The 13840-nt window shown below is 68.0% G+C and carries 15 protein-coding genes; 9 read left to right on the forward strand and 6 right to left on the reverse strand.

Features of this window, described 5'->3' with window-relative positions; all coding sequences use genetic code 11:
- Positions 1 to 21 precede the first annotated feature (21 nt).
- Both BLT64_RS04060 and BLT64_RS04065 read left to right on the forward strand, forming a co-directional pair.
- Positions 22 to 621: a LysE/ArgO family amino acid transporter gene (locus BLT64_RS04060; protein WP_011748195.1), complete on the forward strand. Its 600-nt coding sequence runs from the start codon at positions 22 to 24 to the stop codon at positions 619 to 621.
- A gap of 39 nt (positions 622 to 660) precedes the next feature.
- On the forward strand, positions 661 to 1575 hold the full coding sequence (locus BLT64_RS04065) for a DMT family transporter (RefSeq protein ID WP_041529900.1): 915 nt from the start codon (positions 661 to 663) through the stop codon (positions 1573 to 1575).
- Positions 1576 to 1596: 21 nt separating this feature from the next.
- Here the strand turns inward: BLT64_RS04065 and choV are convergent, their stop codons facing one another.
- The 3 genes from choV to choX all read right to left on the reverse strand — a co-directional run bounded on the left by choV (position 1597) and on the right by choX (position 4617).
- Positions 1597 to 2655, reverse strand: a complete 1059-nt coding sequence (gene choV / locus BLT64_RS04070; RefSeq protein WP_011748193.1) for a choline ABC transporter ATP-binding protein — start codon at positions 2653 to 2655, stop codon at positions 1597 to 1599.
- The gene (choW, locus tag BLT64_RS04075) at positions 2648 to 3499 is read right to left on the reverse strand and encodes a choline ABC transporter permease subunit (protein WP_011748192.1); all 852 of its coding nucleotides are present in this window, start codon (positions 3497 to 3499) and stop codon (positions 2648 to 2650) included. The genes choV and choW overlap by 8 nt, the downstream gene beginning before the upstream one ends.
- A 164-nt stretch (positions 3500 to 3663) precedes the next feature.
- Complete coding sequence (gene choX, locus BLT64_RS04080; RefSeq protein WP_011748191.1) at positions 3664 to 4617, reverse strand: choline ABC transporter substrate-binding protein; 954 nt, start codon at positions 4615 to 4617, stop codon at positions 3664 to 3666.
- A gap of 130 nt (positions 4618 to 4747) precedes the next feature.
- On the opposite strand from choX, the gene betI reads away from it, so the two are divergent.
- The 3 genes from betI (at position 4748) to betA (ending at position 8493) form a co-directional block, all read left to right on the forward strand.
- On the forward strand, positions 4748 to 5317 hold the full coding sequence (betI, locus tag BLT64_RS04085) for a transcriptional regulator BetI (RefSeq protein WP_011748190.1): 570 nt from the start codon (positions 4748 to 4750) through the stop codon (positions 5315 to 5317).
- The gene (gene betB / locus BLT64_RS04090; RefSeq protein WP_011748189.1) at positions 5314 to 6759 is read left to right on the forward strand and encodes a betaine-aldehyde dehydrogenase; all 1446 of its coding nucleotides are present in this window, start codon (positions 5314 to 5316) and stop codon (positions 6757 to 6759) included. Before betI ends, betB begins: the two co-directional genes overlap by 4 nt.
- Positions 6760 to 6840: 81 nt before the next feature.
- Positions 6841 to 8493 (forward strand): choline dehydrogenase, encoded by a 1653-nt coding sequence (betA, locus tag BLT64_RS04095; RefSeq protein ID WP_011748188.1) that lies wholly within the window; start codon positions 6841 to 6843, stop codon positions 8491 to 8493.
- Between the two features lies 1 nt (position 8494).
- Here the strand turns inward: betA and BLT64_RS04100 are convergent, their stop codons facing one another.
- Positions 8495 to 9022, reverse strand: a complete 528-nt coding sequence (locus BLT64_RS04100; RefSeq protein ID WP_011748187.1) for a YceD family protein — start codon at positions 9020 to 9022, stop codon at positions 8495 to 8497.
- A gap of 114 nt (positions 9023 to 9136) precedes the next feature.
- Between BLT64_RS04100 and BLT64_RS04105 the strand changes: the two genes are divergently transcribed.
- The gene (locus BLT64_RS04105; protein WP_011748186.1) at positions 9137 to 9592 is read left to right on the forward strand and encodes an outer membrane protein assembly factor BamE; all 456 of its coding nucleotides are present in this window, start codon (positions 9137 to 9139) and stop codon (positions 9590 to 9592) included.
- Between the two features lie 35 nt (positions 9593 to 9627).
- Here the strand turns inward: BLT64_RS04105 and msrB are convergent, their stop codons facing one another.
- Entirely contained in the window at positions 9628 to 10020 is a 393-nt protein-coding gene (gene msrB / locus BLT64_RS04110; protein ID WP_011748185.1) for a peptide-methionine (R)-S-oxide reductase MsrB, read from the reverse strand.
- A gap of 98 nt (positions 10021 to 10118) precedes the next feature.
- On the opposite strand from msrB, the gene BLT64_RS04115 reads away from it, so the two are divergent.
- From BLT64_RS04115 to rnd, 3 genes are all read left to right on the forward strand, one after another.
- The gene (locus tag BLT64_RS04115) at positions 10119 to 10874 is read left to right on the forward strand and encodes a GNAT family N-acetyltransferase (protein ID WP_011748184.1); all 756 of its coding nucleotides are present in this window, start codon (positions 10119 to 10121) and stop codon (positions 10872 to 10874) included.
- A gap of 43 nt (positions 10875 to 10917) precedes the next feature.
- Positions 10918 to 12048, forward strand: coding sequence for a tRNA guanosine(34) transglycosylase Tgt (tgt, locus tag BLT64_RS04120; RefSeq protein ID WP_041529898.1), 1131 nt, complete (start codon positions 10918 to 10920; stop codon positions 12046 to 12048).
- Between the two features lie 88 nt (positions 12049 to 12136).
- Positions 12137 to 13342 (forward strand): ribonuclease D, encoded by a 1206-nt coding sequence (rnd, locus tag BLT64_RS04125; RefSeq protein ID WP_011748182.1) that lies wholly within the window; start codon positions 12137 to 12139, stop codon positions 13340 to 13342.
- On the opposite strand, the gene BLT64_RS04130 is transcribed toward rnd, so the two are convergent.
- A complete protein-coding gene (locus BLT64_RS04130; protein ID WP_011748181.1) occupies positions 13339 to 13839 on the reverse strand; it encodes an MgtC/SapB family protein in 501 nt (166 codons plus the stop codon). The genes rnd and BLT64_RS04130 overlap by 4 nt on opposite strands.
- Position 13840 lies beyond the last annotated feature (1 nt).

Here is a 13840-nt window from a genome sequence, read left to right on the forward strand (position 1 = left end):
GACGGCGCAAAGGAGAGCCGCATGCATGCCTATTTCGCCGGCCTTGGCACCGCCCTGTCGCTGATCGTCGCCATCGGGGCGCAGAACGCATTCGTGCTGAAACAGGGGCTCATGCGCCGGCATGTGCTGGCGACCTGCGCCTTTTGCGCGATCTCGGATGCCGTTCTGATCACCGCGGGGGTGCTGGGTGCAGGGGCCATCGCCGCCGGCGCGCCCTGGTTCCTGGCGGCGATGCGCTGGGGCGGCGCGGTCTTCCTGCTGGCCTATGGCGCGCGCGCCTTTCGTGCCGCCTGGAGGGGCGGTGAGAGCCTGCGGGCCGGGGCGGGCAATGCGGCGGGGCTTGGTGCGACGCTGGCGGTGCTGGCCGGGCTGACCTGGCTCAACCCGCATGTCTGGCTGGATACGGTGGTGCTGATCGGCTCGATCTCGGCGGGGTGGGAGAACAAGCCGGGCTTCGTCGCCGGCGCGGTCTCGGCCTCGGTGCTGTTCTTCTTTGCGCTGGGTTACGGCGCGCGCTGGCTGTCGCCGCTGTTCGCGCGGCCCGTGGCGTGGCGGGTGCTGGACGGGCTGGTGGGGTTGGTCATGTGGTCGATCGCGCTGGGGCTGGTGCTGAACGGCTGAGCCTTGCGCTGCCCCGGCGGACAGGGCATGGCTGGCGGCATGAGCAGGGCCACTCCCATCCTTCGCAACGACCTGCCGGGCATCCTGTGGATGCTGGCGGCGGGGCTGTGCTTTGTCGGCGTCAACGGCACGGTGCGCTGGCTGGGGCAGGCGCTGCCGGCGGCCGAGGGCGCCTTCATCCGCTTTGCCTTCGGCTTGCTGTTCCTGGTCCCGGCGCTGGGGCCGGCCTTGCGGCGGGGATTCGCGCCGCGCATCTGGGCGCTTTTCGTGCTGCGCGGCGGGCTGCATGTGCTGGCGGTGATCCTGTGGTTCTATGCCCTGGCGCGCATTACCGTGGCCGAGGTCACCGCCATCGGCTATCTCAACCCGATCGTGGTCACGCTGGGCGCGACGCTGCTGATGGGGGAGCGGATCTCGTGGCGGCGGGCGCTGGCCATCGCCGTGGCGCTGGCGGGCGCGATGATCGTGCTGCGCCCCGGCATCCGGGTGCTGGAGCCGGGGCATGTCGCGCAATTGGGCGCCTCGGTGATCTTCGGGATGTCCTACCTGGTGGCGAAGCGGCTGTCCGAACTGGTGCCGGCCACGGTGGTCGTGGCGATGATGTCGCTGACGGTCTGCATCGGGCTGGCCCCCATCGCGGCGCTGGTCTGGGTGCCGCCGACGCCCCTGCAATATGCGGTGCTGGCCTGCACGGCGCTTTTCGCCACCGCGGGCCATTACGCCATGACGCGGGCCTTTGTCGCCGCGCCCCTGACGGTGACGCAGCCGGTCACCTTCCTGCAGCTGATCTGGGCCAGCCTGCTGGGCGCGCTGGTCTTTGCCGAGCCGGTCGACCTGTGGGTGCTGGTGGGCGGCGCGATCATGATCGGCGCCATCAGCTACATCACCTGGCGCGAGGCGAGGCTGCGGCGCCAGACGATCACGCCGCCGGTGGGCGCGACCCGGGAAAGCTGACCCGGCCGCGCCCGTCCGGGCCTAGTGCTCGACGGCACCGCCGCCCTGGCTGCGTTGCGCGACCAGGCGCGTCATGATGCCCTGCCGCGTCACCCGCCGTCCGCCTTGCAGGGGCAGCATCTCGGCATCCGCCTCGGTCATGATCTGGATGACCTCGCGCACCGGGGTTTCGGGGTCGATGGGCTCGCCCGCCGCTTCGCCCGGCTCGGCCATGTCCTCGGCGGTCAGCACCGCCAGCGGGTTCATGTGGGCCACGAAATCCTCGACATAGGCGTTGACCGGATTGGCGATGATCTCGCGCGCGGTGCCGACCTGCACGATGCGGCCGCCCTCCATCAGCGCGATGCGGTTGCCGATGCGGAACGCCTCGTCGAGGTCGTGGCTGACGAAGATGATGGTGCGGCGGAACCGCTGCTGCAATTCCAGCAACTCGTCCTGGAGCCGGTTGCGGATCAGCGGGTCCAGCGCCGAGAAGGGCTCGTCCATCAGCAGGATCGGCGCCTCGGTGGCGAATGCGCGTGCCAGGCCGACGCGCTGCTGCATGCCGCCCGAAAGGTCGCCCACCTTGCGCTCGGCCCATTCGGCCAGGCCGACGGTGGCGAGCTGGGCATCGACGCGCTTGCGCCGCTCGGCCGCGGGGATGCCGGCAAGTTCCAGCCCCAGCCCCACGTTCTCGCGTACCGAGCGCCAGGGAAGCAGGCCGAATTGCTGGAAGACCATGGCGATGCATTCGCGCCTGAGTCGCCGCAACTCGGCGCCCGAGGCTTTCGTGACCGAGGCCATGCGGTCGCCGTCCCAGATCCGCACCTCGCCGCGGCAGACGGCGTTGAGCCCGTTCACCGCCCGCAGAAGCGTGGACTTGCCCGAGCCGGACAGGCCCATCAGCACCAGGATCTCGCCCTCGCGCACGGTCAGCGAGCAATTGTGAACGCCCAACACCTGTCCGGTCTCGGCCTTGATCGGGCCGCGTTCCAGCCCTTGGTCCATCAGCGGCAGCGCGGCATTGGGCGCGTCGCCGAACACGATGTTCACATTGTCGAATTCGACCGCATTATGTGCGGCTTGCATGCGTTCACTCATCGCGCCCCCTTACCCGCAGCATCCGGTCCAGCATGATGGCGACCACCACGATGATGAAGCCGCTTTCGAAACCCAGCGCCGTGTTCACGCTGTTGAGCGCCCGGACCACCGGCACGCCCAGCCCCGAGGCGCCAACCAGCGCCGCAATGACGACCATGGACAGCGACAGCATGATGGTCTGGTTCAGCCCTGCCATGATCTGCGAAGTGGCCGAGGGCAGCTCGACCTTCCACAGCAGCTGGCGCGGCGTGGCGCCGAAGGCGATGGCGGCCTCGACCAGCGCCTTGGGGGTCGAGCTGATGCCCAGATGCGTCAGCCGGATCGGCGCCGGCAGCACGAAGATCACCGTGGCGATCAGGCCGGGCACCATGCCGATGCCGAAGAACACGATGGCCGGGATCAGGTAGACGAAGGTCGGCAGCGTCTGCATCAGGTCCAGCACCGGCCGCATCCAGGCATAGAGCCGGGGCCGGTGCGCGGCGGCGATGCCCAGCGGCACGCCGATCGCCATGCAGACCACGCAGGCCGACAGCACCAGCGTCAGCGATTGCATCGTCGCGTCCCAATAGCCCTGGTTGAGGATGAACAGAAAGCCCAGCGCGACCAGCAGGCAGGTCTTCCAGCTGCGTTGCAGCGCCCAGGTCAATGCCACGGCCAGCAGGGTGAAGACCAGCGGATGGGGGAACACCAGCATCTTCAGGATGCCGCCGATCAGCCCGTCCATCATCTTCGAGATGAAGTTGAAGACGACCGCGGCGTTGGCGTTCAGCCAGTCGAAGATCGCCTTGGCGGTGCGGCCCACCGGGATCTTTGTATCGGTCAGAAGTGCAGTCAGTTGGTCCATGCGTCCCTTTCTTTCTGCCATGCGGGACATTCGGGCGTCCGGGGACCGGCATGCGCCACGGGATCATGGCGGCACGGCCCGGAGGCGATGTCCCGGCTAGGGTAGAGGAAAATGCCCGATGAGCAAGGCGCGCGGGCAGGAGGCTGCATCCCGCCCGCCGGACCTCACTTGGACAGCACCGTGTCCAGGGCCGCCTGCGCATCGCCGCCATCGGCAGCGGTCACGCCCGCGATCCAGGGTTTTGCCGCGTCCGGGTTGGCCTTCAGCCATTTCAGCGCCGCATCGGCGGGCTGCTCGCCGTCGTTCAGGATCAGGCCCATGACCTCGTTCTCCATGGGCAGGGTGAATTCCAGGTTCTGCAGGAACTTGCCGACGTTCGGGCAGGCCTCGACATAGCCGGCGCGGGTGTTGGTATCGACCCGCGCGCCGCCGAAGTCGGGGCCGAAGACCTCGTCGCCGCCGGACAGGTAGGTCATCTGGAACTGGCTGTTCATCGGATGCGGCTCCCAGCCCAGGAAGATCACCGGCTTGCCGGCGGCGTCGGCACGGGCGACCTGCGCCAGCATGCCCTGTTCGCTGCTTTCGACGACCTCGAAGGTGCCTAGGTCGAACTTGTTGTCGGCCACCATGTCCAGCAGCAGGCGGTTGCCGTCATTGCCCGGCTCGATGCCGTAGATCTTGCCGGCCAGCGCGTCCTTGTGCTGGGCGATCTTGCCGAAATCGTCGATGCCCAGATCGGCGCCGGCCTGGTTCGTCGCCAGCGTGTATTTCGCCCCGGTCAGGTTCGTGCGCACGATCTCGACCGTGCCCGCCTCGCGATAGGGGGCGATATCGGCCTCCATCGTCGGCATCCAGTTGCCCAGGAACACGTCCACGTCGTCGGTCGACATGGCGGTATAGGTCACCGGCACCGACAGGATCTTGGTCTCGGTCTGGTAGCCGAGGGCCTGGAGCACGGTCGAGGCCAGCGCCGTGGTGGCGCTGATATCGCTCCAGCCGACATCCGAGAAGACGACCTTGCGGCACTCCATCGGCTCTTCTGCCGCAGCGATGCCAGCCGTGGCGAGCGAGGCGACCAGCCCGGCGGCAAGAGCGGCGGTGGTGCGACGAAAAGTCATCTTTATCTCCCTGGTTTGTTGACTGGTGAGTCGATTAAGGCTTTTATTGATTGACGAGTCAATCAAAGATCTGTCAGATACGGGTCTCTTGCGCGAATTTTCGAACGAAACTGCACAATGGTATCCTGTCATGCCCAAGCTTGGCGCTGAACCTATCCGAAAAGCGGCGCTGATCAACGCCGCGATTGCCACAGTGGGGCGGGCGGGCTCGCTGGATGTCACCGTGGCGCAGATCGCGCGCGAGGCGGGCATGTCCTCGGCCCTGGCGCATCACTATTTCGGCTCCAAGGAGCGGATCTTCCTGGCAGCCATGCGGCATATCCTGACGCAATACGGCACCTCGACCCGCACGGCGCTGCGGGGGGCCGGGACGCCGCAGGACCGGCTGCGCGCCATCGTCGGCGCCAGTTTCGACAGCGCGAACTTCGAGCGCGAGACCATCGCCGCCTGGCTGAACTTCTATGCCCTGGCGCTGGTCGAGCCCGAGGCGGCGCGGCTTTTGCGCGTCTATCACCGCCGGCTCTCCTCGAACCTGCTGGTGGCGCTGCGCCCCCTGGCGGGTGCCGGGGCCGAGCGGATCGCCCGCACGCTGGGGGCACTGATCGACGGGCTTTACCTGCGCGCGGCGCTGTCCAACGAGGCCGATGCGGCCGCCGCCGAACGCACGACGCTGGATTATCTGGAGAAGGTGCTGCCATGAGCCATGATGCGCAACCGCAGGCGAGCCTTTACATCGACGGTGGCTTCGTCGAGGGCGAGGGCGCGGCGCTGCCCGTGCATTATCCCTATACCGGCGAGGTGATCGCGTTGCTGCGCGAGGCGAATCGCGACCAGGTCGCCCGCGCCACTGCCGCCGCGGCCGCCGCCCAGCCGGCATGGGCCGCCGCCCGTCCGGTCGAGCGCGGCCGGGTGCTGATTCGCGCGGCACAGATCATCCGCGAGCGGGCCGAGGAACTGGCGCGGCTGGAGACGCTGGATACCGGCAAGCCGATCCAGGAGACGCGGGTGGCCGACTGGCCCTCGGGCGCCGATGCGCTGGAATATTTCGGCGGGCTCGCGCCCACCGTCACCGGGCAGATGATCCCGCTGGGCGGCGATTTCGCCTATACGATCCGCGAGGCGCTGGGGGTCTGCGTCGGCATCGGCGCCTGGAACTATCCCAGCCAGATTGCCTGCTGGAAGGCGGCGCCGGCGCTGGCCATGGGCAATGCCATGGTCTTCAAGCCCAGCGAGGAAACGCCGCTGGGCGCGCTGAAACTGGCCGAGATCCTGGCCGAGGCGGGGCTGCCGCCGGGCATCTTCAACGTGGTGCAGGGGCGCGGCGAGATCGGCGCGGCGCTGGTGACGGACCCGCGCGTGGCCAAGGTTTCGCTGACCGGCTCGGTCGCGACCGGGCAGAGGGTCTATGCGAGCGCGGCCGAGGGCATGCGCCATGTCACCATGGAGCTGGGCGGCAAGTCGCCGCTGATCGTCTTTGACGACGCCTCGCTGGATGATGCGGTCGGTGCGGCGGTGCTGGCGAATTTCTATTCCTCGGGCCAGATCTGCTCGAACGGCACCCGGGTCTTCGTGCAGAACGGCATCCTGCCCGAGTTCCTCGACCGGCTGGCCGAGCGGGTGGCCGGGGTCAGGATCGGCGATCCGCTGGACGAGGAGACCCAGCACGGCCCCATCGTCAGCCCGGGCCAGGCGGCGAAGATCCGTGCCGCCATCGCGCGCGGCCGCGACGAGGGTGCGCGGCTGGTCTGCGGCGGGCCGGGCGAGGGCCCATTCGTCCCGCCGACCGTGTTTGCCGATGCCTCGGACGACATGTGGATCGTGCGCGAGGAGATCTTCGGCCCGGTGATGTCGGTGCTGGGCTTTTCCTCGGAGGACGAAGTGGTCGGGCGCGCCAATGCCTCGCCCTATGGGCTGGCGGCGGGGGTGTTCACCCGCGACCTGGCGCGCGGCCACCGGGTCGCGGCGGCCCTGCAGGCCGGCACCACCTGGATCAACGCCTATAACCTGACCCCGGTCGAGGCGCCCTTCGGCGGCGTCAAGCTGTCGGGGATCGGGCGCGAGAACTCGGCCGCTGCCATCGAGCATTATTCGCAGCTGAAATCGGTCTATGTCGGCATGGGAGGCGTCGATGCGCCCTATTGATCGGCGTCGCGCCCCTGGCGCGGTGGGCATGGGTATTTGGAAAACGGAAAGAGCCGCGGCGGCGGTGCAGGGGAGGCAGGCGTGATCCCGGATTATGTGATCGTCGGAGCCGGCTCGGCCGGTTGCGCGCTGGCTTACCGGCTGGTGATGGCCGGCAAGCGGGTGGACATCATCGAATATGGCGGCAGCGATGTCGGGCCCTTCATCCAGATGCCGGCGGCGCTGAGCTATCCGATGAACATGCGCCGCTATGACTGGGGGTTTTCGTCCGAGCCCGAGCCGCATCTGGGCAGGCGCCGGCTGGTCACGCCGCGCGGCAAGGTGGTCGGCGGCTCGTCCTCGATCAACGGCATGGTCTTCGTGCGCGGCCATGCCCGGGATTTCGACTTCTGGGCCGAAAGCGGCGCCGGCGGCTGGGCCTATGCCGACGTGCTGCCCTATTTCAAGCGCATGGAAAGCTCGCATGGCGCGGTCAGCGACTATCGCGGCACCGAGGGGCCGCTGCATGTGACGCGCGGCTCGCGCAAGAATCCGCTGTTCAACGCCTTCATCCGGGCGGGGCGTGAGGCCGGCTATCCGACGACCGAGGATTACAACGGCGCCCGGCAGGAGGGTTTCGGCGCCATGGAGGCGACGATCTGGGAAGGCCGGCGCTGGTCGGCCGCCAATGCCTATCTGCGTCCGGCGCAGGAAACCGGCCAGCTGCGGCTGCGGCGGGGACTGGCGCAGCGCGTGGTCTTCGAGGATGGCCGCGCCGTGGGGGTCGAGGTGAAAAACAGCCGCGGGGTCAATGTATTCCGCGCGAAACATGAGGTGATCCTTTCGGCCAGCTCGATCAATACGCCGAAGCTGCTGATGCTGTCGGGCATCGGGCCGGCCGAGCATCTGGCCGAGCATGGCATCGCGGTCCGGGCGGACCGGCCCGGGGTGGGGGCGAACCTGCAGGACCACCTGGAAGTCTATATGCAATATACCGCCACCAAGCCCATCACGCTCTACAAGCACTGGAACCTGTGGGGGAAGGGCTCGATCGGGGCGCAATGGCTGGCGACGGGGACGGGCCTGGGCGCCTCGAACCAGTTCGAGAGCTGCGGTTTCATCCGTTCCGCGGCGGGGGTGGAATATCCCGACATCCAGTATCACTTCCTGCCGCTTGCCGTGCGCTACGACGGCAAGGCGGCGGCCGAGGGACATGGCTTCCAGGTCCATGTCGGGCCGATGCGCTCGAAATCGCGCGGCACGGTGCGGCTGAAATCCGCCGATCCCAGGCAGGCGCCCGAGATCCGCTTCAACTACATGTCGCATCCCGACGACTGGGCCGAGTTCCGCGCCTGCGTGCGGCTGACGCGCGAGATCTTCGAGCAGCCGGCCTTTGCCGAATACAAGGGCTACGAGATCCAGCCCGGCGAGGAAGTCGTGAGCGACGAGCAGATCGACGCCTTCATCCGCGAACATGCCGAGTCGGCATTCCACCCCTGCGGCACGGCGCGCATGGGCCGCGCCGACGACCCGATGGCGGTGGTCGACCCCGAATTGCGGGTGATCGGGGTCGAGGGGCTGCGCGTTGCCGACAGCTCGATCTTTCCGCGCATCACCAATGGCAACCTGAACGCGCCCTCGATCATGACCGGCGAAAAGGCCGCCGACCACATCCTGGGCCAGGGGATGCTGGCGCCGCTGAACCTGGGACCGGAGATTTCGCCCGATTGGGAGAAACTCCAGCGATCCGCCTAGGTTACGAGTCGTTCTTCGGCTGTTTCAGCAGGTCCGCGAGCCCGGCGAAAGGCTTGCGGGCCGGTTCCTCGGGCGCGGGTTCGGGCGCGTCCAGCGCCGCATCCTCGGCGCGGGGGTAAAGCGGCAAGGCCAGCACCAGCGCCTCGGTCATGATCGCCTCGACGTCGATGAACTGTCCCAGGGGCTCCAGTTCTTCGTCGGGCATCTCGACCTCGTCATCCTCGGGTGTGCCGACATGGGGCGAAAAGACGCGATGCACCTCTTCGCGCAGATCGGTCGCGACCGGCGCCAGCGTCACCACGCAGGGCTGCACGACACGGGCCGCCAGTTCACCCGTCACCTCCCAGGCGTCGCTGGCCAGCGCGCGGATGCGGCCGGAAAAGCGCAGCCGGGGCAGGGCGTTCAGCCCCAGCTCGGCCGCCAGCGCCTCGCGTGCGGGCGCGGCGGGGGCCAGCGCGAAATCGGTCGGCTGCCGGGGGTTCAGGTGGGCCACCCGGAACCGGGTCTGCGGGGTTTTGGAATCGGTCATCGGTGGCCTTTCGCGGGCTGATCCGCCCTGGGTCTGGATATTCTTGAGCGCGGGGCATGAGTTTGCTAAGCCGGTCGCGCGGCGTCAACAGGCGCGTAGAGGGACAGAGAGAAGATGAAGATTTCCCGGCGGCAGCTCTTGGGTCTTGCACTGGCCGCACCTCTTGGCCTTTCCGCCTGCCAGGCCACCTATCGCAACCACGGCTACATCCCCCCCGAGGAGCAGCTGGCGCAGGTGACCGTCGGCCAGACCACGCAATCCGATCTGGAGGGGCTGATCGGCCGGCCCTCGGCGCAGGGGCTGCTGACCGGCTCCGCCTGGTATTACGTCGGTTCGCGCTGGCAGCATTACGGCCCGCGCGAGCCGCGCGAGATCGACCGCCAGGTGCTTGCCGTCAGCTTTGCCGAAAGCGGCGTGGTCAGCAATGTCGAGCGTTTCGGGCTGGAGCGCGGGCAGGTCGTGGTGCTGTCGCGCCGCGTGACGGATACCGGCGTGACCAGCCTTGGCCTGATCCGCCAACTGCTGGGCAATGTCGGCCGCGTCCAGGCCGGAGATTTCCTCGGGGATTGACGGGAACGGGGCGCCCATCGGCGCCCTTTTCCATGTCAGCCCGGTTCCGGCACGAAGCGCAGCGCCACGCCGTTGATGCAATAGCGCAGGCCCGTGGGCGGCGGGCCGTCGGGAAAGACATGGCCCAGATGCGCGTCGCAGCGGTGGCAACGCACCTCGGTGCGGATCATGCCGTGGGTGATGTCGCGATGCTCGTCGATCTTGCCGCCGGGCTGGGAAAAGCTGGGCCAGCCGCAATGGCTTTCAAACTTGGCATCGCCGTCGAACAGCCGTGCCCCGCAGCAGACGCATTCGTAATGCCCCGGCCCCTTGGGAAAGCCCGGATGCGAGAACGGCCGCTCGGTTCCCGCCTGCCGGGTCACGCGATAGGTTTCGGGATCCAGCTCTGCGCGCCACTCCGCATCGGTCTTGGTGATCCGCTCTGACATCTTCGCCCTTCAATCCTGCTATGCTGCTGTTACAAGATAGGCGCAGTGTGGTTGTTAACAAGTCGAAGTGGGCCGGTCTACGGATCGGGCGGGGCGTCATGATGTCATTCAGCAAGGGCCGCTATGTGGTCGGCTTTGCCGAAAGTGCCGAGAATATCCGTGAGGCGCAGCGGCTGCGCTGGCTTTGCTTTCTGGGCCGCCGGCCTGGTGCCGAGGCATCAGGGGCGCTGGATGCCGACGATTACGACGAGCGTTGCAACCATGTGCTGATTCGCGACGACTCTACCGGCGCGCTGGTTGCGTGCTTTCGCATGTTGACGCTGTCGGGCGGGGCCGAGATCGGCGACAGCTATTCCGCGCGCCATTACAACCTGTCGCGGCTGCGCGATTTCGACGGCCGCATGGTCGAGATCGGCCGTTTCTGCATCCATCCCGAATGGCGCGACCCGGATATCCTGCGCCTCGCCTGGGGCGCGCTGGCCCGCCATGTCGACGACGAGCGCATCGAGATGCTTTTCGGCTGCTCCAGCTTCGTGGGCACCGATACGGACGGCTATGAGGACGCATTCGCCATGCTGCGCGAGCGGCATCTGGCGCCGAAGCGCTGGCTGCCGCGCGTGAAGGCGCCGCAGGTGTTTCGCTTTGCCCGCGCGCTGCGGCTGCGCAAGCCGGATCCGCGCCGGGCCATGGCGGCGATGCCGCCGCTTCTGCGCTCATACCTGGCCATGGGGGGCTGGGTCAGCGATCATGCGGTGGTGGACCGCCAACTCGACACGCTGCATGTCTTTACCGGGCTGGAGATTCGCGCCATTCCCCCCGAGCGGGCGAAGCTCTTGCGCGCGGTTGGGGCGTAAGCCGGCTTTGCATCCGCCGCGCAAAGCGCCTATGTGCCGGCGCATGAGCGACAAATTCTCCTTCTCCGTCTCGGCCACCGACGGCCGCGCCCGCAGCGGGGTGATCCACACGCCGCGCGGCGAGATCCGCACCCCCGCCTTCATGCCGGTCGGCACCGCTGCCACGGTCAAGGCCATGCTGCCCGAATCGGTGCGCGCCACCGGCGCCGACATCCTGCTGGGCAATACCTATCACCTGATGCTGCGCCCGGGCGCGGAACGCATCGCCCGGCTGGGCGGGTTGCACGAGTTCATGAACTGGCCGCGCCCGATCCTGACCGATTCGGGCGGGTTCCAGGTCATGTCGCTGTCCAGCCTGCGCAAGCTGACCGAAGAGGGCGTGACGTTTTCCAGCCATATCGACGGCTCCAAGCATCACCTCTCGCCCGAAACCAGCATGGAGATCCAGCGCCTGCTGGGCTCGGACATCGTCATGGCCTTCGACGAATGCCCGGCGCTGCCGGCCTCGGAAGAGGAGGTGGCGAAATCCATGCGCATGTCGATGCGTTGGGCGCAGCGTAGCCGCGACGCCTTTGGCGACCGGCCGGGGCATGCGCTTTTCGGCATCATGCAAGGCGGCGTCACTCGCGAATTGCGCGAGGAATCGGCCGAGGCGCTGAAGGCCATCGGCTTCGAGGGCTATGCCATCGGCGGCCTCGCCGTGGGCGAGGGGCAGGAGGCGATGTTCGGCGTGCTCGACTATGCGCCCGGCTTCCTGCCCGAGGACAAGCCGCGCTATCTGATGGGCGTGGGCAAGCCCGACGACATCGTCGGCGCGGTGCTGCGCGGCGTGGACATGATGGATTGCGTGCTGCCCTCGCGTTCGGGGCGCACGGGGCAGGCCTGGACCCGGCGCGGGCAGGTCAACATCAAGAACGCGCGTCATGCCGACGACCCGCGCCCGCTGGACGCGGATTGCACCTGCCCGGCTTGCACCGGCTACAGCCGTGCCTATCTTCACCATGTCTTCCGCGCTGGCGAGATGATCTCGGGCATGCTGCTGACCTGGCACAACCTGCATTACTTCCAGGAGCTGATGGCCGGGCTGCGCGATGCCATCGGGCGCGGCGCCCTGGCCGGCTTTGTCGCCGAATTCGAGGCAATGCGGGCACAGGGCGACATCGATCCGCTGTGAAACGCTGGGTCGTGCCTTGAATTTCGGCGAAGCTTCGATAATCCCGAAGAGAATCGCCGGCGGCATGACCGCCCCCTGAAGGAAGCCTATGCCCGCAAACGCCCTGAACGACCGCAAGCCCGAGATCCGCACCCTGAGCACCACGGCCGAACTGGCCGAGTTCTGCGAACTGGCCAAGGCCGAGCCCTATGTCACGCTCGACACCGAATTCCTGCGCGAACGGACCTATTACTCCAAGCTTTGCCTGATCCAGGCCGCCCTGCCGCCGGCATCGGCCACCAAGGCTGCGGGCGGGCTTTCCGTGCTGATCGACCCTCTGGTCGAGGGGTTGTCGCTAGAGCCGCTCTACGACCTGTTCCGGCACAAGCCGACGGTCAAGGTCTTCCACGCCGCGCGGCAGGATCTGGAGATCTTTTTCCACGACGCCGGCGTCATGCCCGATCCGCTGTTCGACACCCAGATCGCCGCCATGGTCTGCGGCTTCGGCGAGCAGGTCGGCTATGAGACGCTGGTCAAGAAGATCGCACGCCAGCCCCTGGACAAGTCCTCGCGCTTCACCGACTGGTCGCACCGGCCGCTGTCGGATGCCCAGGCGGCCTATGCGCTGGCGGACGTGACGCATCTGCGGGCGATCTACGAATTCCTTTCGGCCCAGCTCGACAAGACCGGACGCGCGCCCTGGCTTGCCGAAGAGGTCGCGGTGCTCCTGAACCCCGAAACCTACATCACCCGCCCGGAAGAGGCGTGGGAGCGGGTGCGCACCCGCTCCGGTTCGCCGCGCTTCCTGGCCGTGGTGCGCGAACTGGCGCGCTTCCGCGAGACCTATGCGCAAGAGCGCGACATACCCCGCGCCCGGGTGTTCAAGGACGATGCGCTGATCGAGCTGGCCTCGACCAAGCCGCTTTCCGAGGCCGATCTGGCCAAGTCCCGCCTGCTGTTGCGCGACGCCCGCCGGGGCGAGATCGCCAATGGCATCCTTTCGGCCGTCAAGGCCGGGGTCGAGGCGCGCGACCTGCCCAAGCCCGCCCCCGAGGAACCGGGCCGTCCCGGCAATGCCGCGCTGGCCGATCTGCTGCGCGTGCTGCTGAAGGCCAAGGCCGATGCGGCGGGCGTGGCGCCGCGGCTGATCGCCTCGGCCTCCGATCTCGACGCCATCGCCTCGGGCGCCCGCGACCTGCCGGCGCTGCATGGCTGGCGGGCCGAGGTCTTCGGCCATGACGCGCTGCGGCTCGCCTCGGGCGAGATTGCGCTTTCAGCCCAGGGCGGCGCGGTCAAGGTGGTGGCCTGCCCCTAGTCTTCGTCGCCCCCGGCCACCTCGCGGGCGGCGGGGCTGACAAGCACCCGGATCAGGTAAAGCACCACCATCGCCATGCCGGTGGCCATCAGCGCCAGCCGCAGGTCGCCGGTGCCGCAGCACAGCCCGACGGCGCCGCACAGCCACATCGAGGCGCCGGTGGTGATGCCGCGCACATTGCCCTTGTTGATGACGATGGACCCAGCGGCAAGGAAGGCCACGCCGGCCGTCACCGCCTCGATCAGCCGCAGCGGGTCGGTGCGCTGCTGCTCTTCGTTCACCGGGCTGAAATCGACCAGTTCCATAGCCACCAGCGTGAAGCAGGCCGCCGCCAGGGCGATCAGCATATGCGTGCGCAGCCCGGCGGCGCGGGATTTGACCTCGCGTTCCCAGCCGATCACCCCGCCCAGCAGAACCGCCATGGTCAGCCGCAGGACGACCACGCCGGCGGGCAGGCTCATGGGGCGCGAGAACTCGCCCGCCAGCATGTCCAGCATG

Source organism: Paracoccus denitrificans, assembly GCF_900100045.1.
Lineage (GTDB): Bacteria > Pseudomonadota > Alphaproteobacteria > Rhodobacterales > Rhodobacteraceae > Paracoccus > Paracoccus denitrificans.

Excerpts from the sequence above, each read along its gene's own strand:
- BLT64_RS04060 (WP_011748195.1), top strand. The coding sequence starts at position 22 with ATGCATGCCTATTTCGCCGGCCTTGGCACCGCCCTGTCGCTGATCGTC.
- BLT64_RS04065 (WP_041529900.1), top strand. The coding sequence starts at position 661 with ATGAGCAGGGCCACTCCCATCCTTCGCAACGACCTGCCGGGCATCCTG.
- choV (WP_011748193.1), bottom strand. The coding sequence starts at position 2,655 with ATGAGTGAACGCATGCAAGCCGCACATAATGCGGTCGAATTCGACAAT.
- choW (WP_011748192.1), bottom strand. The coding sequence starts at position 3,499 with ATGGACCAACTGACTGCACTTCTGACCGATACAAAGATCCCGGTGGGC.
- choX (WP_011748191.1), bottom strand. The coding sequence starts at position 4,617 with ATGACTTTTCGTCGCACCACCGCCGCTCTTGCCGCCGGGCTGGTCGCC.
- betI (WP_011748190.1), top strand. The coding sequence starts at position 4,748 with ATGCCCAAGCTTGGCGCTGAACCTATCCGAAAAGCGGCGCTGATCAAC.
- betB (WP_011748189.1), top strand. The coding sequence starts at position 5,314 with ATGAGCCATGATGCGCAACCGCAGGCGAGCCTTTACATCGACGGTGGC.
- BLT64_RS04100 (WP_011748187.1), bottom strand. The coding sequence starts at position 9,022 with ATGACCGATTCCAAAACCCCGCAGACCCGGTTCCGGGTGGCCCACCTG.
- BLT64_RS04105 (WP_011748186.1), top strand. The coding sequence starts at position 9,137 with ATGAAGATTTCCCGGCGGCAGCTCTTGGGTCTTGCACTGGCCGCACCT.
- msrB (WP_011748185.1), bottom strand. The coding sequence starts at position 10,020 with ATGTCAGAGCGGATCACCAAGACCGATGCGGAGTGGCGCGCAGAGCTG.
- BLT64_RS04115 (WP_011748184.1), top strand. The coding sequence starts at position 10,119 with ATGATGTCATTCAGCAAGGGCCGCTATGTGGTCGGCTTTGCCGAAAGT.
- tgt (WP_041529898.1), top strand. The coding sequence starts at position 10,918 with ATGAGCGACAAATTCTCCTTCTCCGTCTCGGCCACCGACGGCCGCGCC.
- rnd (WP_011748182.1), top strand. The coding sequence starts at position 12,137 with ATGCCCGCAAACGCCCTGAACGACCGCAAGCCCGAGATCCGCACCCTG.
- BLT64_RS04130 (WP_011748181.1), bottom strand. The coding sequence starts at position 13,839 with ATGCTGGACATGCTGGCGGGCGAGTTCTCGCGCCCCATGAGCCTGCCC.